This window comes from Flavobacterium sp. FG139 (assembly GCF_057809695.1).
This window is the reverse complement of sequence record NZ_JBMDKL010000009.1, coordinates 19730-42325: the sequence shown is the minus strand read 5'-3', so window position 1 is coordinate 42325 and position 22596 is coordinate 19730. Positions and strand designations below refer to the sequence as shown.

The 22596-nt window shown below is 34.3% G+C and carries 22 protein-coding genes; 5 read left to right on the top strand and 17 right to left on the bottom strand.

All coding sequences use genetic code 11. From position 1 onward, the window contains the following. The first annotated feature begins 86 nt into the window (after positions 1–86). A complete protein-coding gene (locus ACODSI_RS09135) occupies positions 87–572 on the top strand; it encodes a CvpA family protein (RefSeq protein ID WP_488916539.1) in 486 nt (161 codons plus the stop codon). Here the strand turns inward: ACODSI_RS09135 and ACODSI_RS09130 are convergent. The 8 genes from ACODSI_RS09130 to ACODSI_RS09095 form a co-directional block, all read right to left on the bottom strand. Next, positions 569–1312, bottom strand: coding sequence for a tetratricopeptide repeat protein (locus tag ACODSI_RS09130; protein WP_488916538.1), 744 nt, complete (start codon positions 1310–1312; stop codon positions 569–571). The two genes, ACODSI_RS09135 and ACODSI_RS09130, sit on opposite strands and share 4 nt — an antisense overlap. Before the next feature lie 2 nt (positions 1313–1314). Next, positions 1315–3078: a BatD family protein gene (locus ACODSI_RS09125; protein ID WP_488916537.1), complete on the bottom strand. Its 1764-nt coding sequence runs from the start codon at positions 3076–3078 to the stop codon at positions 1315–1317. 65 nt (positions 3079–3143) lie between these two features. Then, complete coding sequence (locus ACODSI_RS09120) at positions 3144–3959, bottom strand: tetratricopeptide repeat protein (RefSeq protein ID WP_488916536.1); 816 nt, start codon at positions 3957–3959, stop codon at positions 3144–3146. After that, on the bottom strand, positions 3952–5001 hold the full coding sequence (locus ACODSI_RS09115; protein WP_488916535.1) for a VWA domain-containing protein: 1050 nt from the start codon (positions 4999–5001) through the stop codon (positions 3952–3954). Before ACODSI_RS09115 ends, ACODSI_RS09120 begins: the two co-directional genes overlap by 8 nt. Before the next feature lie 20 nt (positions 5002–5021). After that, complete coding sequence (locus tag ACODSI_RS09110) at positions 5022–6026, bottom strand: vWA domain-containing protein (protein ID WP_488916534.1); 1005 nt, start codon at positions 6024–6026, stop codon at positions 5022–5024. Continuing rightward, positions 6026–7684: a hypothetical protein gene (locus ACODSI_RS09105; RefSeq protein ID WP_488916533.1), complete on the bottom strand. Its 1659-nt coding sequence runs from the start codon at positions 7682–7684 to the stop codon at positions 6026–6028. Before ACODSI_RS09105 ends, ACODSI_RS09110 begins: the two co-directional genes overlap by 1 nt. Continuing rightward, a complete protein-coding gene (locus ACODSI_RS09100; protein WP_488916532.1) occupies positions 7685–8554 on the bottom strand; it encodes a DUF58 domain-containing protein in 870 nt (289 codons plus the stop codon). 81 nt (positions 8555–8635) lie between these two features. Then, complete coding sequence (locus ACODSI_RS09095; protein ID WP_488916531.1) at positions 8636–9640, bottom strand: AAA family ATPase; 1005 nt, start codon at positions 9638–9640, stop codon at positions 8636–8638. 169 nt (positions 9641–9809) lie between these two features. Here ACODSI_RS09095 and ACODSI_RS09090 point away from each other — a divergent pair, with 169 nt between their 5' ends. Beyond that, a complete protein-coding gene (locus ACODSI_RS09090) occupies positions 9810–10679 on the top strand; it encodes an aldo/keto reductase (RefSeq protein ID WP_488916530.1) in 870 nt (289 codons plus the stop codon). 112 nt (positions 10680–10791) lie between these two features. Next, positions 10792–11937: an ATP-binding protein gene (locus ACODSI_RS09085; RefSeq protein ID WP_488916529.1), complete on the top strand. Its 1146-nt coding sequence runs from the start codon at positions 10792–10794 to the stop codon at positions 11935–11937. Positions 11938–11982: 45 nt separating this feature from the next. Here ACODSI_RS09085 and ACODSI_RS09080 read toward each other — a convergent pair whose 3' ends face one another. From ACODSI_RS09080 to ACODSI_RS09040, 9 genes are all read right to left on the bottom strand, one after another. Continuing rightward, complete coding sequence (locus tag ACODSI_RS09080; protein WP_488916528.1) at positions 11983–13677, bottom strand: SPOR domain-containing protein; 1695 nt, start codon at positions 13675–13677, stop codon at positions 11983–11985. Between the two features lie 180 nt (positions 13678–13857). Beyond that, positions 13858–14994 carry a hypothetical protein gene (locus ACODSI_RS09075; protein WP_488916527.1) on the bottom strand — a complete coding sequence of 379 codons (1137 nt, stop codon included), beginning with the start codon at positions 14992–14994 and terminating at the stop codon, positions 13858–13860. A gap of 37 nt (positions 14995–15031) precedes the next feature. Continuing rightward, positions 15032–15484, bottom strand: a complete 453-nt coding sequence (locus tag ACODSI_RS09070; RefSeq protein ID WP_488916526.1) for a hypothetical protein — start codon at positions 15482–15484, stop codon at positions 15032–15034. Between the two features lie 23 nt (positions 15485–15507). Further along, positions 15508–15963 carry a hypothetical protein gene (locus ACODSI_RS09065; protein ID WP_488916525.1) on the bottom strand — a complete coding sequence of 152 codons (456 nt, stop codon included), beginning with the start codon at positions 15961–15963 and terminating at the stop codon, positions 15508–15510. Positions 15964–16128: 165 nt separating this feature from the next. After that, a complete protein-coding gene (locus tag ACODSI_RS09060) occupies positions 16129–17283 on the bottom strand; it encodes a hypothetical protein (RefSeq protein ID WP_488916524.1) in 1155 nt (384 codons plus the stop codon). 58 nt (positions 17284–17341) lie between these two features. After that, entirely contained in the window at positions 17342–17827 is a 486-nt protein-coding gene (locus ACODSI_RS09055; RefSeq protein WP_488916523.1) for a hypothetical protein, read from the bottom strand. A 248-nt stretch (positions 17828–18075) separates the two neighbouring features. Continuing rightward, positions 18076–18738 (bottom strand): response regulator, encoded by a 663-nt coding sequence (locus ACODSI_RS09050; protein ID WP_488916522.1) that lies wholly within the window; start codon positions 18736–18738, stop codon positions 18076–18078. A gap of 36 nt (positions 18739–18774) precedes the next feature. Continuing rightward, positions 18775–20640, bottom strand: a complete 1866-nt coding sequence (locus ACODSI_RS09045) for a tetratricopeptide repeat-containing sensor histidine kinase (protein ID WP_488916521.1) — start codon at positions 20638–20640, stop codon at positions 18775–18777. Between the two features lie 196 nt (positions 20641–20836). Next, positions 20837–21115: a hypothetical protein gene (locus ACODSI_RS09040; protein ID WP_488916520.1), complete on the bottom strand. Its 279-nt coding sequence runs from the start codon at positions 21113–21115 to the stop codon at positions 20837–20839. A 207-nt stretch (positions 21116–21322) separates the two neighbouring features. On the opposite strand from ACODSI_RS09040, the gene ACODSI_RS09035 reads away from it, so the two are divergent. Both ACODSI_RS09035 and ACODSI_RS09030 read left to right on the top strand, forming a co-directional pair. Continuing rightward, positions 21323–22060, top strand: coding sequence for a metallophosphoesterase (locus ACODSI_RS09035; protein WP_488916519.1), 738 nt, complete (start codon positions 21323–21325; stop codon positions 22058–22060). 41 nt (positions 22061–22101) lie between these two features. Next, positions 22102–22596, top strand: a complete 495-nt coding sequence (locus ACODSI_RS09030) for a DUF6646 family protein (RefSeq protein ID WP_488916518.1) — start codon at positions 22102–22104, stop codon at positions 22594–22596.

Below are 22596 nucleotides of genomic sequence, written 5' to 3'. Positions count from 1 at the left end.
AAATATATCACATTTAGCTGCTTTTCTATGGGTAATAGATTCTATATTCTTTTCTGTTATCTTTGCCGCTCAATTTTAGAGAAATTATGGGATTTATTGATATTGTTTTGGCTGCTTTTTTAATTTTTGGATTGATTCGTGGATTGCGAAACGGTCTTATAGTAGAATTTGCTTCCTTCATTTCATTTTTTGTTGGAATTTACCTTACTGTAAAATTTTCTTCCCTATTTGGCGATAGCAAAACAGCCAAAGTCATTGCTTTTATTTTTATTTTAGTATTGGTTATGATTGGAATTTATCTGTTAGCCAAAGTGCTTTCTAAAATTGCCAGTAGTTTGTTTTTAGGTTGGTTAAATACATTGGGCGGTGCCTTTTTTGCCGTATTAAAAACCGTTTTATTTCTAGGAGTAGTACTAAGTTTGTTTCAAAAAGTAAACCTCAACAACGCATTAATTTCCAAAAAAACGCAAGAAAAATCATTGCTGTTCAATCCTGTGTTGAAAACATCTGAGTTTATGTTACCCGTTTTAACCGATTGGTTTAAAGATTTGGGAAAGAAAGTTACGAATTAATTCAACTCTTTTAGCGCATCTTCTTCTATCCAACCTGTTGTTTCATCGGTTAGTTGTACTTTTTTCCAATTGGCTACACTTTCCAAAATAGAAACTTTGGCGCCTTCATGAAGTAAAATAGTTTCAGTTGCTGATGACTTTGGTTCGCCTTTTACCGAAGCTTTTTCTGCAAAAACAATGGCGGTTCTGTCGTTTAAAATTCTGTTTTTCTCATAAATCCCAGAGAAAATACTGATGGCAATTCCGAACAAAACCACAAACATTCCAGTGAAATATATTCGTTTTTTAGAAGCTGTTCCTGAAAAATAATATCCGATAAAAAATCCTAAAAATACAAATGCAAAACCAATGGCAATCCACGCCCAAGTATTGTAATTGTAGCTCGAGGTGAAATCTTCTATTAGTTTATGAAATCCTACTTTTGGAACAATTTTGATGTCGTCTATGGTCATTTTTCGAGCGAAATCTAAATTGGTTTTAATTTCGTCATCGTTCGGATTGAGCTGTAATGCTTTTTCATAATTGAAAATCGCTGGCGCTACTTTATGTAGTTTATAATAACAATTTCCAAGGTTGAAATACACTTCTGCCGATTGTTTCCCTGAGGCCAAAACACTTTCGTAATTAGTAATGGCTTCTTGGTAGTTTTCTTTTTGATACGATTGATTTCCTTTGTCAAAATCATCTTGAGCCCAAAGCATTTGAGAAATCAATAAAAATATATAGATTGTATTTTTCATGGCTATGCTAATTGCTTTTCTAAACTGGATATTATTTCAACGGCTTTGTCATAATCTTGCTGAATGGTAACACTAGTTGATGGGGCATATCGTGCCAATTCACAGCTTTCAGTTAACGTAATAAATTCTTTTACTGTTTCGTGATTAGCCTTTTTCGACAGCAGAATTTCGGTAATTTTATCCTTACTCATTTCTGAAGTTTCGATACTCAATTTGGCCTTTAAGAAATTGTGCATGGCTTTTTCTAACGCAATATAAAATGGCTCTTTATCATTGCGGTGTTTTTGAGCTTCCGACAAATATTTCTTCGCCAAAGCATTCGATTTTTTCTTTTGATTTCCAACCACATCGGCATCTTCAGCTTCTTTTCTTTTTCTAAAAAGAATCAACACTGGAATCGCTAAAAAGGGCAACGCCATCAGTGTATAAAACAATCCCGATCCTAAGAAATCATCTTCTTCTATGGGTTTTAAGGTTGTTTTTTGTTTGATGTAAGCAAATGTTTTATTGGCTGAAGCGGCCACTTTTTGATTTCCAGCAACAGTTGGAGATACATTTGATAATCCCGGACCGTCCAAAACATTCAATACTATTTTGGGTGACACAATGGTTTTATAACTTCCTGTGCCCAAATCGAAATACGAAAAACGCAAAGGTTTTATAGGAAAATTGCCTTTAGACTGCGGAATAATGGTGTATTTATCGGCAATGCTTCCTGTCATTCCAGTAAGTGGTGTACTTACATTTTCAGAATGCTCTGGATCATACATTTCTAATGTTGACGGCACTTCTGGTTTTGGCAAACTGAATAATTTTAAGTTTCCAACTCCACTTACACTCACATCCAAATCCAATGATTCGCCAAATTTTAATTCGGTTTTGGAAGGCGTAACTTTGAAATTGAATTTTCCAACAGCACCCGAAAAATCGACTGGTTTTCCTGCTTCTGGTAAAGGCTTCACGGTAATCACTTTACTTCCGGCTGATACTCGTTTGCTGTCGTCAACCACTTGTACTTGTCCGAAATAATTTGGTCTTCCTCTAGGAACTTGGCAATCGATGTCTAACGAAAGGGGTTCTATTTCTAGTTTACCCGATTTTTGGGGATATAAAACTGTTTTTCGAAGCACAACATAGCGGTAGCGTTCGCCTTTAAACAGGCCTTCTTCGGCCACCAACTGTTTGATGTCAATGTTTTGGCTCCAAAAATCGTTGTACTTTGGTTTATTCAATTCGCGCCAATTGGTTATCCCAATATTGTAACTAAAATACAATTTGTAAACCACCGTTATCGGTTCGTTTACATAAGGATTGGTTTTAGAAATATCGGCAACTAAATACAAATTATCATCGGCACGAACTGTGGCAGGTTCGTCTGGATCATTGGGCAAATTAACCGCATTTGTTACGTTAATTCTAATAGGAAGTGTTTTATAGTTTTGACCGTTAATCTCAATTACCGCTTGCTTGATGACCAAATTTCCTTTTCGTAAAGGTTGCAAAAAGTAAGTATATGATTTTTGAAATGAACTTCTGCCATTAACCCACGCCTGACTGATGGATTGGTTTGGACCGCCAACTACTCTAAACCCACAAGCTTCAAAATTGGGCGGAATAAAATTATCGCCATCGTCATTCATGGAGAACTCAATACGTACTCTTTCGTTTAAACCCAAAGTGTTCTTACTCGCAATGGCTTCAAATTTTACTTGAGCTAAAAGCGTGTTGGATATAAATAAAACAATAAATACAAGTATTCTTTTCATCTTTCTTTCATTCATGTTGATATTCAAAAAAATTCAATATCATTATTTCAAATTCAATTTAAAAATTACCAATCTTTTTCTGGTTTTTTCGGATTGGATGGTACTTTTTTGGAGTTCACTTTTTCTTGAACTTTTTTCTCTTCGTTGTTTACAGCGTCCAATAAATTTTTAATGCGTTGTTTGGACGCACCACTGGGTTGTTGTGGCTGGTTTCCATCACCATTGTCTTGGTTATCTGGATTGTCACCCTCTTTATTATCTTTATTTTGACCTTGGTTTTGACCTTGATTCTGATTTTGATTTTTAGAATCGCCTTTATTTTGGTCTTTATTCTGGTTTTGACCTTTGTTCTGGTCTTTATTATCCTGATTTTTATTGTCTTTATTCTCTTTTGGCGGTGGTGGTGGACTGTTTTTAGGTGGCGGTGGATTATTTTTTGGCGGTGGCGGTGGCGGATTGTCTTTTAGCATTTTTTTGGCCAAAGCATAATTATAACGTGTCTCTTCATCCGAAGGATTATTCCGTAAGGCGTTTTTATAAGCATCAACGGCTTGGGAATATTCTTTTTGATGCATCAAAATATTTCCAAGATTATGATATGCCTGATGTTTTTCTTTCTTGTTTTTAGATTCTTTGATCACTTTTTCAAAGTAATGTTTAGCCTCTAAAGGTTGTTTTTGTTTGTAAATGCTAGTGCCTAAGTTATAAGTTGAAATGTGTTTCTTTTTAAATTTAGCCTGAGACAAACGGTAATTAGCTTCGGCATCGATGTAATTTTTGTTGTCGAAATTTTCATTTCCTACAGGCAAATAGTTATCTTTTTCTTGGGCTTTAACAACCAAAGAAAACAGCATCAAACCATATAAAAATACTTTATTCATGATCTTTTTCATTAAATAAATTCATTTTTCTCACCCACTTTGTTTTGCGTTCCAATAAGAAAATATCCAAAAACAACAGAAAAAATCCAAAGCCCAAAAACCATTGAAATTGCGATTTAAAATCAGTTAAAATGGTGCCTCCTAATTCCGATTTTTGAGTAGCATCTAATAATTTTTTTACATAATCAACTACCGTTCTAGTAACGTTTCCGTCAACATAACCGCCGCCTTTAGTTGCTTTGGCGATGGTGGATAGCACTGCAGCATTTCTTTTGGTAATCACCACTTTACCGTCATTGTCTTTCTGATAACTTTCTACAATTCCATTTTTTTTCAATGGAATGGGGCCACCTTTTTCGGTTCCAACACCTACCGTAACAATTTTTAATCCAACTTTTTCGGCCTCTTCGGCAGCACTTTCGGCATTATTGGAATGATCTTCACCGTCTGAAATGATGATGAGTAGTTTGCGAGTTCGGTCTTTTTTATCGAAAAAATCGTTAGATGCCAATTCGATAGCTTGATCAATTGACGTGCCTTGAGAGGAAATAATTCCTGGATTCATGGTTTGCAAAAACATCTTTGCTACGGCATAATCAGACGTCATTGGCAACACTGGAAAGGCACTTCCCGAATAAGCGATGATTCCGATTTTATCTCCACCCAACTGATTGATTAATTGGGAAACAATTTGCTTACTTTTTTCCAAACGATTGGGCGCTACATCTTGTGCAAGCATACTTTTGGAAACGTCTATGGCAAAAACAATATCAATTCCTTGGCGTTTTACTTTTTCAACTTTGGAACCCATTTTCGGATTGACAAGGGCAATTATCAGAAAAGTCAATCCTAAAAGGAACACTGTTAATTTTAATATGGGTTTGAAAACCGATTTCTCTGGACTTAATTTTCGAATTAATGCCAAATCACCAAATTCTCGTTGTTTTTTTCGTTTCCAATACTGCACGTATAGAAATAGCAGTACCAAAATTGGTATGACTAACAACAGATACAGATATCCTTTTTCTTCTAATTCGTACATATTCGATTATGAATTCGTAATTATATAAAACTTTTAAAAATGGTGTTTCTCAACAACACTTCAATCAATAATAAAATTCCAGCTATCCACACAAAAGGGCGAAATTTCTCGTCGTAATCATAATACTTCAATTCCTGAATTTCGGTGGTTTCTAGCTTATTAATTTCATTATAAATGCTTTCTAATTTGCTATTACTATTGGCTCTGTAATATTTTCCTCCTGTATTTTTAGCAATGGTTTTCATGAGTTTTTCATCAATTTCTACGGGCAGTAATTTGTATAAAAAATCGCGCCCATTGGGAGCAAATTGGTATGGAAATTCTGCCATTCCGTTGGAACCAATTCCGATTGTATAGACTTTAATTCCGTATTCTTTAGCAATATCCGAAGCTGTTTCGGGCTCAATAAATCCGGAATTGTTTACACCATCTGTTAGTAAAATAATAACTTTACTTTTGGCCTTACTGTCTTTCAATCGATTTACAGCGGTAGTTAATCCCATCCCGATTCCAGTTCCGTCTTGAAGCACTTGATCGTATTTAATATCTTGAATGGCTTTTTTAACCATTAATTTATCACTAGTTACAGGTGTTTTAGTATAGGCTTCTGCGGCGTAAACCACTACACCAATTCGGTCGTTTGGACGTCCATCGACAAAATTAATGGCTACTTTTTTCAAAGCTTCCATACGATTGGGTTTCAAATCTCTGGCCAACATACTGCTCGAAAGATCGATTGCCATTACGATATCAATGCCTTTAGTCGTTTTGGTTTCGTTGCTAATATCGACTGTTCTTGGTCGTGCTAAGGCAATTATTAACGAACTTAACGCCAACAATCGCAACACATTTACATACGGTTTTACTTTTGACAAAAGTGATTTAGACGATTTAAATCCGCTAACCGAACTTATTTTTAAGGTTGGTGTTTGTTCATTGCGCTTCCAAAACAACCAAAAGGCCACCAATGGAATGAGCGTAAATAACCAAAAGAATTCTGGGTGTAAAAAGCTTATTTTTTCCATTATTCTTCGTCTATTTTAAGTTCCACCGAATTGATCACGCGATCTAAAACCTTTTTCCCAAACTTGTCTCCTTCTTTGTGAGATACAATAATTTGTTGCAATCCGCCGTCTTGTTTGAACAACAAAATTTCGTAATACATTTTTTGAGTAGAATTGTCTTCTTTGTTCAAAATGGTCATCGTTCCATAGGCTTTTGTGCCTGTAACGCCTTTATCAGTATTAAAATCTTCTTGTTTGAAAAGAATGTTTTGAGCGCCTTTCGATTCCCAAAGCTTCGTTATGCCTTCTAAAACAGTATCAAAATTTATTTCGACTGGCTTTGATGGCTCGTTTTCTTTTGTTTCTTCTTTGTATTTATAAGTGGCGACCTCAACATAAAACGGCTCTGAAAGACTACCATAACTAAACATTTGCATTTCTTTCAAAACAGCATACGTTTCTTTAGGAAGTGCTTTTGAGGCATCCAATCGTTTCAATACTTTTGGCGTTTCAATTTTCACACCTGGATTTCCGTATTCGCTGTAAATCCATTCGCCTTCCGATAATTCACGAGTTGGATTGCCCAGCACATAATCTTTTACATTGTCATACCCTTTGATGTAGACAAAAATCGATGCCGAAATGGCGAGAATTCCAATGACAATTCCGACGATGATTAGCGTTCTTTTTTGCTTTTCTTTTTTCAATTTTTTCAAACGCGCTAATTCTTTTTGCTGCTCATTCCATGCTTCAAGTTCATCGTCTTCTTCCACAACTTCTGGAATGGCTTTATGAATGGTAACAATAGTATTTGAGATGCGTTTTTTATCGGCTTCAATTTCAAAATCCAATGGTTTTTCTTTGGCAAATTTCACCAAATCGGCTTGCATCAGTACTTTTTCGAGATTTTCTAAGGTTTCTTTAGACAACTTCAACTTCTTTTGATTGGCAACTTTTCTCAAAGCTACAATGAGTTCTGAAGTCGTGCTTTCCATCGCCGGAATTTGAATTTCTTCTTCAATATACGTTCGGGCAATATTGGTCAATTCCGAATAATATGACTTCACATCACCGCGTTGCCAAAGTTCCTTTTTTTCTAATTGTTGTAACAACGACGTGGCTTTTTCAATAGGAGAAGTGAAAACAATTTCAGGTTCTTTTTCGGTTTTTTTGTGGAATTTCTTGAACAATAAAAATCCTAGAACTCCTATTAAAATTAGGCCTAAAGCAGCCACAAGATACTTCCACCAATCGGATTCTTTTTCAACAGGAATGACTTCTTTAATGTCGTATAATTTTTGTTTTAACGTATCTACTTTTACATTGAAAACTTCTACTTTTAAACTGTCTGAAAGATTGGATTTGCCATTAATTAAAACCGAAACTCTCGGAATGGTATAGCTTCCCGAATCGAATTGAGTCAATCCGTATTTCTTAATTAATTCGTATCGATCGTTGGTTTTTATGGTATCAACTTTATACGATTCGATTACTTCTAAAGCACCAAAATTTTTAGCTTTTGGAAAAACTACTTTATCTTTTTTGTTGACTGATGCTTTTAACGTAAGCTTGAACTCGGCACCAATTTTATTGCGAGTTGTGTCAATAGACGTCGTGACTTTTTGAGCAAAAAGCGATGTTGTCATTAGAAAGAATAGTAGGTGCAATTTCATTTTCATTTATCCTCTCGATTTAAAATAACCCAATAACTTGGTTACATAACTTTCGTCAACACGCGTATTTACGGTTCCTGAGCCGCATTTAGAAAAAATATCTTTGAAATAATTTACTTTATTCTGATAATTTTTTTCATAATTCATTCGAACCGATTTAGAACTGGTATTGACCACTAAAATCTCTCCCGATTCGGCATCTTCCATCTCAACCATTCCAATATTTGGCATCTTCTCTTCTCGAATATCATAGACGCGAACTCCGGTAATATCGTGCTTTTTACCCGCAATTTTCAAGGTTTTTTCATAATCGTCGTCTACCATAAAATCGGAAATCAAAAACACAATGGTTTTCTTTTTTTGGGTTGACGATAAAAACTTTAAGGCTTGAGACAAATCGGTTTTCTTGCTTTTGGGTTGAAACTCGATTAATTCTCTAATGATTCGAAGTACGTGCGATTTCCCTTTTTTAGGTGGAATGTACAATTCGATAGCATCAGAAAACAAAATCAATCCAATTTTATCGTTGTTTTGAGTTGCTGAAAAGGCCATGGTTGCGGCAATTTCGGTTACAATTTCACTTTTCAGTTGGTTTTTCGTTCCGAAACTTTCCGAACCCGAAATGTCTACCATTAGCATCATGGTTAATTCGCGTTCTTCTTCAAAAACTTTTACATACGGTTCGTTGTATCGTGCGGTAACATTCCAATCGATGGCACGAATGTCATCGCCAAATTGGTATTGACGCACTTCCGAAAAAGTCATACCACGACCTTTAAACGACGTGTGGTATTCGCCCGAAAAGATGTGATCGCTCAATCTTCGGGTTTTGATTTCTATTTTACGAACTTTTTTGAGTAGGTCTTTGGTTTCCATGTGATTAGTGATTAGTGACTAGTGATCAGTAATTAGTAAAAGCCTCGGCTAATAATTAATTACTTTTTACTAATTACTTTTTTATGGAACTTCAATTTCGTTTACTATTTTGTTGATGATGTCAACCGAAGTGATATTTTCGGCTTCTGCTTCATAGGTAACTCCAATTCTGTGACGCAACACATCGTGAACCACAGCGCGAACATCCTCTGGAATTACATAACCACGACGTTTGATAAAAGCATAACATTTGGCAGCAGTTGCCAAATTAATACTTCCACGAGGTGATGAACCAAAACTGATTAAAGGTTTCAGATTTTCTAATCTGTATTTTTCTGGATAACGAGTAGCAAAAATGATATCCAAAATATATTTCTCGATTTTTTCGTCCATGTACACTTCACGAACGGCTTCTTGGGCGCGCAAAATTTGTTCTACCGAAACTACAGCATTTACTTTTTCATAGGCGCCTTTCAAATTTTGACGAATAACCAATCGTTCCTCATCCATTTTTGGATAATCGATTACGGTTTTCAGCATAAAACGATCGACTTGTGCTTCTGGTAACGGATACGTTCCTTCTTGTTCAATAGGGTTTTGAGTCGCCAATACTAAAAATGGCTTTTCTAGTTTAAACGTAGTATCGCCAATGGTTACTTGCTTTTCTTGCATCGCTTCCAACAAAGCCGACTGCACTTTGGCAGGCGCACGATTGATCTCATCGGCCAAGACAAAGTTGGCAAAAATTGGTCCTTTTTTAATAGAAAATTCGTTGGCTTTGATGTTGTAAATCATCGTTCCAACCACATCCGCTGGCAACAAATCGGGTGTAAACTGAATGCGGCTAAAACTTCCTTGAACAGCTTGTGATAACGTATTTATGGCTAATGTTTTTGCCAATCCAGGAACTCCTTCAAGTAAAATGTGACCTTGTCCTAAAAGTCCAATCAACAACCGTTCAACCATGTGTTTCTGACCTACAATGACTTTGTTCATTTCCAATGCCAATAAGTCAATGAATGCACTTTCTTTTTCAATTTTTTCATTGATTGCTCTAATGTCTAAAGCAGCACCATTTTCTTCCATAAATTCTATTTTTTTCGAGGCACAATTAAGTTCAAAATTTTAACATTTCAAAATTGAAAATTTAATTAGGAAAGGAATGTTAATAATGCGTTAAAACTTACTTCCATTTCTGGTTTTTAAGGATGATTTATGATTTTGTTTTAGTAATTTTAGGCTTTTAAAGACAATTATGGGAAAAACGAAATTATCTCCAATTATAGCTGGAACCATGAATTGGGGTATTTGGGATAAAAACCTTAGCACTTCTGAAATGGTTCATCTGATGCATGTGTGTATCGAAAACAAAATCACAACGTTTGATCATGCCGATATTTATGGTGATTACACAACCGAAGCACAGTTTGGAAAAGCATTTGGCGAAAGCAAAATTGATCGCAGTAAAATGCAGTTGATTTCAAAATGTGGTATCCAACATACCGGCGGAAGAAACAATACCATCAAGCATTACGACTACTCCAAAGAGTATATTATTTGGTCGGTTGAAAATTCATTGAAAAACTTACAAACGGATTATTTAGACGTTTTGTTGTTGCATCGTCCAAGTCCGTTGATGGTCGCTGATGAAATTGCAGAAGCGGTTGAAAAACTCAAATCGGAAGGCAAAATTATCGATTTTGGTTTGTCTAATTTTACGTCACCTCAAACCGAATTGATTCTTCAAAAAACCGAAATTAGTTACAACCAAATTCAGTTTTCGGCTACGCATTACGAAGCGATGTTAGACGGCAGTTTGAATTATATGCAAATTCACGATATCATTCCGATGTCCTGGAATCCGCTGGGAACCGTTTTTCGGGAAGATATTGATCAAACCCGAAGATTGAAAAAAATATTGGTGCAATTAGTAGAAAAATATGGTGTTGGTTCGGATACTATTTTATTGGCTTGGGTGTTGAAACATCCTGCGGCCGTGCTTCCTGTTGCTGGCACTGTAAATGTGGCCCGAATTCAAGCATTGATGAAAGCGGTAGCATTGCCGTTAGACACCTTAGATTGGTTCGCTATTTGGACTGAAAGTATGGGAAATAGTGTTCCTTAAAGTACAAAGTTAAAAATACAAAGTTAAAAGTAGAAGAATAAAGTTTGTGTAAAACTTCTTATGGAAATTACACCAATACTTTGTACTTCGTATTTCGTAAATCGTACTTAGCATGATAAACAAACGGCTTCTCATTAAAAATCTGCTTGCTCACAACGATGAGAGCAGTTTTTATGACAAGAAGCGGCAGTTGAATTTGCATACTAAAGAAGGAAAAGCCAAGTTTTTAAAACACATTTGTGCGCTTTCCAATTCCAATCCTTCCAACAATTCTTATATAGTTGTAGGTGTTGAAGATCAAGATAATGCGATTACCGGCGACGACTTTTTTGACGACAGTCGCATTCAGAATTTAGTTAACGCTTTTTTAGAAAATCCACCTAAAATTCAGTACGAAAATGTACCATTTCCCAACTTACCCAAAGACAAAGTGGTGGGTTTGGTTACGATTAAACCCAAGTCGAAAACTTCGTATTTCAAGAAAAACATTCATACCATTTTGGCGAACACCGTTTTTGTGAGAAGAGGCAGCAATTCGATGCCTACGGAAGAAAAAATTCCGTATTCCAAACAAAATATTGAAACGGTCATTAGCATCGAAAACAATTCGAGAAACAGCATTGCACATACGCTTGATAGCGTGATTGATTTTATCAACAACCGACACAAAGGCATGCAATCAGAATACCGAGTATTTAAAGAATTATTTGTGATTTGTTGGGCCGGAATTCCGAGGAAAATTCGAGACAAAGTGTTTCTTTCTCGCGTAGATATCGAATTGGTCAACGAACAAGTAAAACTGTTTTATTCAGCACAAGACGACGTAACCATTACGTTTGACGAAAACACGTTTACCATTACCGAATATGTTCCGTTGGGATTGAACGACAAAACCAGTTATTATCCTTTGGAGCAACAAAAAATTTCGTTTTTCGATAACGGTTATTATAAAATAGAAACGGAGATGCTTTTTGAACCGCCTCAATACAACAGAAAAGTATTATTTCACATTTACAATTCCAATTTATCGTTACTTACCAAACTGCAAAAAGGCTTAGAGCTAAACGAACGAGAAGCTATTGATTTAGAAAACTTGCCTTCTACTTTGATGATTTGCTTTTTGAATGGTTTTGAGGATGCCAAACACAAATTAATTGACGCTAAACCGCTGTTAAAGCAGTATAAAAATCATTTAGTTTATGTTAATTTTAAAGAAGTGATGCGCGTTTTACGGAAAGTAAAATACAGTGGAAAATAAAAAACGACAGGTGTTAGCTGTCGTTTTTTTAATAAGGAACTATATTTACTCATTAATCGTCATGATCCACAAATCGTCGAAATAAGTATTGTTTATATTGGAATCATACATCGCCGAAGCCTCTTCAAAAATATCATGTTTGCTCACATAAACGTATCTAAAATGATTTATTGGTTTGATAAAATACTGTGCGTTGATGCCTTTCTTTTGTAAAATTTTTATAAAACGATTGGCATTGGATGGTTTTGAAAACACATTAGCAATAATGTAATAGCCTTTGGGTTCGTTGGGCACTGAAATCGCTGGACTCAAAATGGCTTTTTTGCGTTGTGGAAACGCTTTTTCTTCTTTACTTATTGTTTTTTCTACAGCAACCGATTTGGTTTCAACCACTGCTTTTTCTTTGGTAGCAATCGGTTTAGACGTTTCTTGTTTTGGTTGAATTGGGTTTGTTATTACTGTGTTAGTTGCTTTTTCCTCTGCTTTTACCTTGTTTTCCGTTTGTTGCACTTGAGCTAGTTTAGCCACTAAACGTGGTCTTTTTACATTTTCAACATCAGTTTGTACCATTTCTTTTACCTCATCGGCAAACGTTTCTTTAGCTTGCACTACTTCGACTTCAAAGGCATTGAAAAACATAAAAAATCGATCGCCTGATGTTTTTAATCTAACGGTGGCATCATGGGTATTGTTTCCTATTACCAAATTTTCGGGATTGTCAATCGTCATGATAAAAGCATCATACCCTAAAGAATTGGTACTGTTAGGAACGCGATTCATAACCACCGTATCTTCAATAGAAATCGCACTATTAAAAACATTGGTTTTGTCGTGAAGTGTATTCGAAAGTTGTGTAAATTTATCGGTTTCTGATGCTTTAAACAACAGTTGATCGCCTTTCAATCGGGCATCACCTTCTAGCGCGCTACACGCAATTTTAGCCGTTACTTTTCCTTCAGAAAGGGTTTGAAAACCTGTAAAAGAAATATCAACAGACTTATCGGTAATGCCGGCAAAACCATCGTAGGAAGTAATAAATTTATCTTTCATGGTTTTATCTTCATACACAAAAAAGATAGACCAACCGGCAGCAACGCCACCACTAATTTGACCTACGGTAGCTTTGATATCTGCAACGGTATAGGTTCCGAATGGATTTTCGGTATTCAACACCAAATTGGTAATGTCTGCATAAAGAACATATGGTGCACTTTCTTTAAAATCGGGTGCCTTGATGCCGTCAAATATAAGTTCACCTGCTATGGTTGTGTATTGTTCTTGATTGGGCAATTTGATTTTTATTTTATCAAATGCTTCTCGGTTGGCGTCAATAGCTTTAAATTTTTCTTTTTTAGCTAATTTACTGCTGTTGCACAAGTAGGTAGCCGACCAATACAAACCGGCATACACTATTTTTTTGGAAGACGGATTTTCTACCACCAAATCGGCGCTGCTGGATGAAAACGTAGTGGCGTCGTCATCTATATCTATATAATTCATTTCAAACTCGTCGTTGAGTTTGCCACGATTGGTGTTTTCGTTATAAGGTAATTTTGTGCCTTCACTACCTTCCGATCTATTTACAATGTTATTGGCAATTAATGTCATATCCCCATTAACATGCCCTTGATAACGCACTTTAAAAGGTGTGGCTTGTTGGGCAAAAGTGCTGAAAACACCCGTAAAAAGTACTGTTACTAATAACGTTTTTGGGCTTGTATTGAATAATGTAGAACGCATTGTTTGGTTTATTTATTGGTGAACCAAACATATAAAAATAAATTTTAACAACCATTTTTATTTTTAGGGTTGTTTATAGCTATCTATTAAATAAAAAAACGACAGCTGTCAACTGTCGTTTTTAATTAGAAAAAAATTAACCCAATTTTTAACTTAATAACTGCTTTGGGAAGAAATGATTTAATCAAATTCATTCAATCCGTATAGTATTTCTTTCATTTTAGTACCGTTGATTTCTACAGGTTTGTAGGCCACATTAAATTTATCGATGGCTACATCTATGTCGGCTTTTAATTTTTTGTATTCTAGTGGTAGCTTGGTTTCACATTGTTTCTCATGTTCGTAGCTACTAAGTATGATTTTAAATTTTTCATAAAACTTTCCGCCTTGATCAATAAAATTATTGTACTGTCCGATAAATTGCAACAAGCGATCAATTGGAAATTCTAAATTGACTTGCATTTTGTATTGCGATGTTCCGGCAGCAGTTTTCATTTTAGATAAATAGTCCTCCATTTTTTGAGTGATCGTTTCCCAATCATCGTTAGAACGACATTTTGCAAGTGTAGATTCATACCCTATGGGTTTGGTATAATCTTTAAATAGCAGTTCGATGTCTGCTTTCATTTTGTCGTTGCTTTTTTGCAAAAAAGCGGTTTCAAAATAAATGGTATTCAAGTCGTTCTGCATTCGAAGCGTAAAATCTAAAATACAATCGACATTGGCTAGTTCCTTCTCTTTTTCATCTTTGGTCAACGACGAACCAATCATGTTGGTAAACGTTTGAACCAGAGAAACGATAGTATTGGAACCTAAAACCGAAGTCAAATCAAAACTTGATTTTTTATCTTTTTTAGCAGCCACCAATTCTTTTAATTTTTCATACTCTGGATATTGGTTGGGATTGGAAATTTTATTGATTTCATTGAAGGTACTCACAGAAGCAAAATGATGGTCCAAACCCAACACTTTTTCATACAAAATCTTAATAATTTGAAGTCCTTTTAGGTATCTAATTTTAGAGATTTCTCCAGCGCCATCATTTTTTAATTCGATGATTTCTGTTTTAATTCGATCTTTTTCCACCAATAAATCCACCTTTTGCTCGGTACTGTATGCTACTGCGAGCGCTCTATTTATTTTGTCTAATTCACATTGTTTGGCCTCAATTAAAGCATCATATTTTAACGCAACACTATGAATTTCCATAATCAATTCGGCCATCAATTGATTGGGATTATCGTTAGGTTCTACTGCAAAAGCAGGTATTTTTACTAACAAAAGGAGTAAAAACAATAAGGACGTTATTTTTTTCATGATGATTGCTTTTGATGTTCTTGAGTTCTCAAAAAACTTATCTATAAGCTGATAACTCGATGGTTACTTGAACTTTGTCTTTGATGATTTGCAGAGGATAACTGCCTCTTTTGATCATTCTGAAACCGGTATCCATGTCTAAATAAATCATAGTATCGATATCAAAAATATAATCTTGGTCTTGCACAAAAACCAATTCTTCGTTGGGTGCAATTCTGGAAAGTTCTTTCCCGAATAAAAGTTTTTGATCATCTACTGAAAGTTTACTCGATTCTACTTCGATGATCATGGATTTGGAGGTTACTTTAATAATGTTGTAGGTTTTCATAGTGCTTTTGTTTACTGTTTCTGAAGTTATTGAATAACATATTCCGCTACCACCCATGCAATCCCTTCCTCTTATGTCTATTTGTAATGGTTTACTTGTTTCTTGAGCTGACGCTAGAATTGAAAATAATACTGTTGCAATTGTGATGACTATGCGTATCATGAATAAAGGTTTTAAGTTATTGATTAATTTACAGTTACTTTTTGAACAAAACACAATATTTGATACCATTTGCAATCCTGTTTAGTAGCCTTATCGTTAAACGAATTGCTGTCTTGTACAACTCCACCAAAAATTGTAATTCCGTCGTTAGAATCACTCTTTGAATTGGCTATCACCAGTAAAGCATTAGTCATTTCAGGACCATTGTAATTCTTAATGATTTGGTCGCTAGTACTACCTATGCAGAGATAATCAAAGGCTTTACTCAACAAAGCAGTTCCTTCGGTTGTGTTGCTCCAGGTACCCAAAAGAGCTTTTTCAAAATCCTTGTAATTTTGCCCCTTTTGATAAGATGGTTTTACCTTTTCGACAAATAGCGCCATAGCATTGGCCAATTGATCTTTAGTTATCGACGACACAGTTTGTGCTTTTAAGGCAAATGTTATCAAGAGCAATACGATGGTGACATGTGTTTTCATTTGGTACAAATTAAATCGTGATATGTTTCGATTTGATTTGGTAAAATTAGTCTGCCTCTTGAAGATGTTTTTACACTTTTAGTGTAAAAAATGTTAAGATTTGGAAGCCGCATAAAAAATGACAATCGTTTGGGGATTGTCATTCGGGAATCTTTTTCGATTATTTTATTTTACAGGCGGAAGAATTTCAAGCTGTAAGGTGTCCCAGTTTTGAGTTTTATTTAATATCTCCTGCATTTCGCAGATGTTCTCTGGAGTTACTTTGGTGTTGTTTATGGCGGTTATTTCGTCGCCTACATTGTATTTAGTTTCAAGTGTGTTCTTTGCCATGAATTTAAGTTTGTGATTCTCTGCTACAACTATGTATTTTTTGGTATAGGTTGATTTCGTATCCAAATCAAGACTGTTCTTTTTTACGTATAATCTCTTATTCTTGGCGTCTATTATCCAATTAAATCCTTTGATAAAACCCATACCTACATTTTGCGCTTTTATCGATTGAGAAACGGTAATGGTGGTTGTATAAATGGTGTTGTTGAATGACACTTCTTTATCATTAAAAAAATAATCCGTGATGTTTTTGGAGGTTCCCGAAAGCGTTCTGTATAGATTTCCTTGGTAGCTTTGGTGGGGTTCTTCTAAAAAAGTAATATCTTTATTAAAAGGTATGCTAAAAGAACCATTATAACCCGTATCCATTTTGAACTTGTATTCTACACCATTTATGGAAATAAAAATCGACAACCATCGATCATTGAATTCTGATTTAACTTCGCTATAACCGTTTTGAATTAACCCACTTAACTGTTCGATTTTGTAATTACTAATGGTTAATTGATCAAAATCTAATGCTGTAATGTAATCATCATATCCAAAAAAGTCGTATCCATAAAGACCTACTTTATTATTTTTTACTTCTTTTGGGATACAATCATACCGCGCCATAGATTGATTGTAAATTGGAACTACAAGAAACGCTTTATTAGTACTAGAGGCTAAATTGTTGTTCATTTTCAAGGCAACAAATGCGCTTCTGGTGGTATTATTGTCTGCTGATTTCACCGATCCAAAAGTGCCTTTCTCTCTTTTATAATAGTTTGGAATCGCTAGAGTATCGAAAATTACGGAAGAAGTTGCGCCTAAATCTACTTGAAACGTTTGAGGGTAATCTTCAATAGTACAATTCATTAAGATGCAGTTGTTTTTTAACTCAATTTTTTCTGAGGCATAATTTAGTTTTAAATCTTGTTTAGAAACTATTTTTATTGTTTTACAAGAAGTTAATGCAACTAAAGAAGATAATAGAATTGTTTTTTTCATGGATTTATATTTTTAAAATAGGCTAAACAAATAATTGTTTAGCCTATTTTTAAATTAATTAGCAAGGGAATACACTACACCAAGCAGCAACAACTTCAGCAACTTGTTCTAATATTGTTACAACATTTTCAAGTGAACATCCTAACCAATGCCAAAACCCTTGTCCTCTGCAAGGCTTAAGTTCTTTTCGAGCTGTTTCTGAAGTAAATCCAAAAACCTTTTCACCTCTGCTAACTTTTTCTACTAGAGCTTTAACCTCTGTGCCTTTATATGAGCATAAAATTTCTGTTCCAGTAGTACCTTTTTCAAGATAATTATATACCGTTACAATAAAATCCATTTCTTCATCAGATGGTTTTGAATCTCCAAATACATTTTTTACAAATTCATCTTGACTCGTTCCTTTTTCATACTCATTTGCTCTAGCTGCTTCAACAAAAGAAGCCATTACACCTCTATATTGAGCAGTTTCAAAAGTTGATTGTGCATTTCCAACTAAACCAAACATAACTGTGGCAATTAAGCCGAATACTAATTTTTTCATAATAAATAAAATTTTAAAGTTTTTTAAATCTGAAACCTTTTCAGATTGTTATTAATAATTGTTTTTTTTATAACAAAAAATTCTCGAGTAATTTGTTATGTCAAAACTACTATAACCTTGAAGTGTGGAAGTACACTAAAAGTGTAAAAAACGTTAAAATTATATTTATTAATAATGCCTGTTCGAGTTGGAATTACTTTATGTCTAAAACTATGTGATTCCTCTTTAGTCGGAATGACAAAACGGAATTAGATTAGGCCTAAGGCTCTACATTCTTTTAAAATGTCTTCGTCACTGCCTTTTTCTATACCAAGCAAGTCTTTTATTTTACTTTTTCTTTTTTTGATAGTGTCTTCAGAGACATTCATTTTATTGGCAATGGTTTTAATTTGAAATCCTTCTGCCAATAATACTATTATTTCTCGGTCTAAACTATCTAAAAATCCTTTAGTAAATAACGGCTCTTTTATCCTATCATGTACTATAGGAGTGAAATAGGTTTCTCCTGAAAGTACTTTTTCAAAAGCTTCAATTAAATGAGGTGGTTTGTAATCGCTTTTGACCAATAATCCGTTGGGTTGGATTTTTTTTACCACATTGTATAATCTAATGGCGTCAAAATGGGCCGTTAGCATAATAATTTTAGTGTTGGGCATGTGTTTTCGAATTAAAATGCCCAAGTCTTCACCATTGTGAATTTTTTGTTCGGCAAATTCTGGAATAGAATAGTCTAGAAAAACAAGATCAAAAGCAGATGAATTGTTTGGATTGGTTATAATTGTATAAGCTTCTTCGCAGTTATAAGCTTCTTTGGTTTCAATAGTATGTTGTTCTTTATTGAGTGACAACATGGCTTTATAGCCTTCAATCATTCCAGGATGATCGTCAATCATCAAAATTTTTACCACCATAAAATAACAAGTTATATCCTACGTGAAAGTAATAAACTAAAATGGAATAATCAAATTTATTTTGGTGCCTTGTTTTGGTGCTGATTCAATAGTAATTTTCCCTTTTAATTCAACAACTCTGGTCTTCATGTTTTGGAGTCCAATTCCATTCTTTTTTTGATTGGTGTCAAATCCATTTCCGTTGTCTGAAATACTAATTTCCAGTTGATTATCCTCCGATTTTGACATGAAAACGGCTACTGCTGTTGCTTCGGCATATTTTTCAATATTTTGCAATGACTCTTGAAGAATTCGGTATAAATTTATTTTAACCACGTTATTGACCAAGTCCCAATTTACGGCATCACTCACTCGAAGTGTAAACTGAATTTGAGAGTGATTTTCTATTTTGGCAAAAAGTTCTTTTACAATTCCAATAAAATTGGCATTATCAGAAAACAAATTGGAGTTTAAATCGTGTGCTATGGTTCTAATTTCTTGTTCCACTGTTTGAATTTCGTCTATTTGTTTGGCAAATAATTCGTCTTCTATTAAATTGGCTTTATACAATGCGGCATATAAATTTAAGCGCACTGCCGATAATTTTCCCATGACACCATCGTGAAGTTCGAGCGAAATACGTTGTTTTTCAATATTTTTGCCTTCTTGAATTTGCTGCTGTTGATCAATCATCAATTGATAAATGGCTTCGTTGGCTTTTTGCTGTTCTTGTTTGAGCACTAATTCACGTGTTTTGGCTTTTTGTGATTTATTCATGAACCATAAAATAAGTACTAATAATGATAATACGGCAAATCCAGTAATGACCCAAATTCTAATGAGAAGCTGATTGTTTTGTTTTTTAACCACGTCTTTTTCAGAAGTTATTTCATCGGTTTCAAACTCAATTCTGGCAAATTTGTCGCGAGTAGCACGTTCTACGCTTTGCAGACTGTCGTTTAATTGAATGTACCGATCCGAATAAAACGTTTCTTCACTTGGATTGGCTAATTGTAAAAGTTTAATAATCTTTAACTCGTCTTCAAAGATGCTGTTTCGATGTGCTTGTAGTTGTGCTTCTTTTAAATAGCTATTGGCTTTTAATGTGTCTTTTTGAGCCAAATAATACTCGCCAATATACGTTTTTGAGGTTATCTGAATTGGAATGCTTTGAATGCTATCGCCTATTTTTAAGGTTTCTTGAAATTGTTTTAACACCGAGTTGTCTCCGAGTTTGAATTTGGAATAAGAAATAGTATTTGTTAAATAAGCATATACAGCTATGTCTTTTTTTCTAACCTTATCTATATTTACTTTTGCTTTGAGATAATTTATGCTTTTTTGGAATTGATTTTGTTTTTGATAAATCGCAGCTATGTAATTATAAATTTGATATTTAAAAATATCTCTAGAAGATACCTCGCTCAAGTTATTGGAAGTTTTTAATGCTTTTTCATAATATTCTATTGCTTTTATGTTGTTATTCATACCAACCAAAGAATTGGCAATAGTGATAAAACAATTATACTCCAGCTCGAAATTATTTTTTTTGATTGCAATTTTTAAAGCTTTTATTGCCTCTTTCTCAGCTTCTGCAAAATTATGTTGACTCCAAAGGATATTTGATTTGTATTGAATAAGAGTCTCTAGAAAAGGTTTATTCTTATGTTTTAAAGATAATTTTTGTGCTTTTGTATAACTATAATAGGCACTATCATTAAAGAATTTATTTGAATAATAAAACCCCATATTCATATTGGCCGAAATAACACCAATAGTGTCATGTATTTTAATAGATTTTTTTTCTATTTCTTTGGATAGTTTAAAATAGCTTTTAAAATCATGATCAACTGAAAGACATTCATATGCCAAAACTAAAGCCTTTTGTCTTATAATTGTATCGTATTTTTTTGTAATCAACATTTGGATCCCTTCCTGATAATTTTTTTTCTTTTGATTATCAGATTTAAGAGAATAATTGCTTTGATTGTGCTTGCAACAAGACAAAAGAAGTAGGCTAAATAATAAAAGTGTTTTTAATTTCAAAGTAATCATATTATTTTCAAAAATAAGGAATATAAATAATAAAGGGACAAAATAATTGTCCCTTTATAAATACTTAAGGAGTTTTTGGTGGTGGTGGTGTTACAACTGGCGGAACAATTTCGCCTGTATCTGTTGTTGTTGTAGTTGTATTCGTTGTAGGAACAGTAATAATAGAATCTTTTCTTTGAAAATACACCTCTTTAGCCGTTTTAGGTTTTGGCTGCATCTCTATTTCATCGGCTGTACAAGACACTAAAAGTGTGGTAGTAGTAAGAGTTACTAAAAATAAAATACGTGTTTTATAGAACGATTTAACAATTAAACTTGAGTAAGAATTGAAATTGGTTTTCATAGTTTCTAAATTTAAATAAGACAATAGTTTTCAGTGCAATCGCATTCATAAATAGTGCGTTACGGTTTTGATTTCTTTAATTAGAATTTCGTTGTTGTGGTAATATTACATAGCAAAACTACCTTGATTGGAATTGTTGGCTTTACGTTAAAAGTGTAAAAAATGTTAAAATTTGAATTACTTTTGCGAAAGACTTTATATTAAAAAATGAGCAGAACACTTGTAATTGGAGATATTCACGGCGGATTGCGCGCTTTACACCAAATTATGGAACGCGCTAACGTAACCACAACAGATACTTTAATTTTTTTAGGCGATTATGTAGATGGTTGGAGTCAATCACCACAAGTGTTGGATTTTTTAATTGACTTGGGAACCAAACAAAAGTGCTACTTTATTCGTGGCAATCACGATGAATTACTGTTAGATTGGTTGACTGGAAATACTAAAAACTTTAATGAAACTATGTGGTACAAACACGGTGGTGAAGCCACTGTTATAGCCTATTCTAAAGTTTCTGATACTACTAAAAATAAGCACATTGAATTCTTAACATCGTTACAGAATTATTATTTAGACGAACACAATCGTTTATTCATTCACGCCGGTTTTACCAATATGAATGGCGTTGCCTATGAATATTTTCCGAAATTGTTTTATTGGGATAGAACCTTATGGGAAACCGCTTTAGCCTTAAATGAAAACTTAGAAAAGGACAGTCCGTTTTACCCTAAACGATTCACCTTGTATGATGAAATTTATATTGGGCACACCCCTGTAACCCGAATTGAGCAAACAGTTCCAATACAAAAAGCGTGTATTTGGAATGTCGATACAGGTGCTGCCTTTACAGGACCATTAACCATTATGGATGTAGCTACTAAAAAAATATGGCAAAGCGAACCACTTAACCAGTTGTATCCTACGGAAAAAGGAAGGAATTAGAGCAAAAACCCTTATATTTGCACTTTAAAATCCATATAAAGATGAAAAAAATAATTATAGCCTTGCTGGTGTTGTCGTCTGGTTTTGTCAACGCACAAGCTTTTAAAGGAAAAGGAGACGTTAAAGGTCAAGTGGGCTTAAACCTTCAAAGTGGTGGAACAGGAATTACCGTTACTTCTGATTTTGGTATTGGCGAAAATATGTCTTTAGGACTTGTTGGAGTTTATATGTTAAATGCCAACAGAATAGATGACATCAAACCACGTTTTGAAGATCGTGCCGATTTAAGAGTTCGTTTTAACGCCAATATTGGTAATGTTTTAAAATTACCTGATAATGTTGATGTGTATCCTGGATTGAGTTTGGGTTTACGAAATTTTGGTGGACATATTGGAACGAGATATTTCTTTACCAATGGTTTTGGCCTCTTTGCTGAAGCTAGTTTTCCTTTAGCAAGTTATGATTCTGAAGTTCATGGTTTTGAATATTACAACAACCAATTTGTGTTCCATATTGGTGCTTCCTTTAATTTATAA

Excerpts from the sequence above, each read along its gene's own strand:
- ACODSI_RS09060 (WP_488916524.1), bottom strand. The coding sequence starts at position 17,283 with ATGAAAAAAACAATTCTATTATCTTCTTTAGTTGCATTAACTTCTTGT.
- ACODSI_RS09030 (WP_488916518.1), top strand. The coding sequence starts at position 22,102 with ATGAAAAAAATAATTATAGCCTTGCTGGTGTTGTCGTCTGGTTTTGTC.
- ACODSI_RS09070 (WP_488916526.1), bottom strand. The coding sequence starts at position 15,484 with ATGATACGCATAGTCATCACAATTGCAACAGTATTATTTTCAATTCTA.
- ACODSI_RS09055 (WP_488916523.1), bottom strand. The coding sequence starts at position 17,827 with ATGAAAAAATTAGTATTCGGCTTAATTGCCACAGTTATGTTTGGTTTA.
- ACODSI_RS09100 (WP_488916532.1), bottom strand. The coding sequence starts at position 8,554 with ATGGAAACCAAAGACCTACTCAAAAAAGTTCGTAAAATAGAAATCAAA.
- ACODSI_RS09050 (WP_488916522.1), bottom strand. The coding sequence starts at position 18,738 with ATGGTGGTAAAAATTTTGATGATTGACGATCATCCTGGAATGATTGAA.
- ACODSI_RS09125 (WP_488916537.1), bottom strand. The coding sequence starts at position 3,078 with ATGAAAAGAATACTTGTATTTATTGTTTTATTTATATCCAACACGCTT.
- ACODSI_RS09095 (WP_488916531.1), bottom strand. The coding sequence starts at position 9,640 with ATGGAAGAAAATGGTGCTGCTTTAGACATTAGAGCAATCAATGAAAAA.
- ACODSI_RS09135 (WP_488916539.1), top strand. The coding sequence starts at position 87 with ATGGGATTTATTGATATTGTTTTGGCTGCTTTTTTAATTTTTGGATTG.
- ACODSI_RS09130 (WP_488916538.1), bottom strand. The coding sequence starts at position 1,312 with ATGAAAAATACAATCTATATATTTTTATTGATTTCTCAAATGCTTTGG.
- ACODSI_RS09090 (WP_488916530.1), top strand. The coding sequence starts at position 9,810 with ATGGGAAAAACGAAATTATCTCCAATTATAGCTGGAACCATGAATTGG.
- ACODSI_RS09045 (WP_488916521.1), bottom strand. The coding sequence starts at position 20,640 with ATGTTGATTACAAAAAAATACGATACAATTATAAGACAAAAGGCTTTA.
- ACODSI_RS09075 (WP_488916527.1), bottom strand. The coding sequence starts at position 14,994 with ATGAAAAAAATAACGTCCTTATTGTTTTTACTCCTTTTGTTAGTAAAA.
- ACODSI_RS09120 (WP_488916536.1), bottom strand. The coding sequence starts at position 3,959 with ATGAATAAAGTATTTTTATATGGTTTGATGCTGTTTTCTTTGGTTGTT.
- ACODSI_RS09105 (WP_488916533.1), bottom strand. The coding sequence starts at position 7,684 with ATGAAAATGAAATTGCACCTACTATTCTTTCTAATGACAACATCGCTT.
- ACODSI_RS09110 (WP_488916534.1), bottom strand. The coding sequence starts at position 6,026 with ATGGAAAAAATAAGCTTTTTACACCCAGAATTCTTTTGGTTATTTACG.
- ACODSI_RS09065 (WP_488916525.1), bottom strand. The coding sequence starts at position 15,963 with ATGAAAACACATGTCACCATCGTATTGCTCTTGATAACATTTGCCTTA.
- ACODSI_RS09085 (WP_488916529.1), top strand. The coding sequence starts at position 10,792 with ATGATAAACAAACGGCTTCTCATTAAAAATCTGCTTGCTCACAACGAT.
- ACODSI_RS09040 (WP_488916520.1), bottom strand. The coding sequence starts at position 21,115 with ATGAAAACCAATTTCAATTCTTACTCAAGTTTAATTGTTAAATCGTTC.
- ACODSI_RS09035 (WP_488916519.1), top strand. The coding sequence starts at position 21,323 with ATGAGCAGAACACTTGTAATTGGAGATATTCACGGCGGATTGCGCGCT.
- ACODSI_RS09080 (WP_488916528.1), bottom strand. The coding sequence starts at position 13,677 with ATGCGTTCTACATTATTCAATACAAGCCCAAAAACGTTATTAGTAACA.
- ACODSI_RS09115 (WP_488916535.1), bottom strand. The coding sequence starts at position 5,001 with ATGTACGAATTAGAAGAAAAAGGATATCTGTATCTGTTGTTAGTCATA.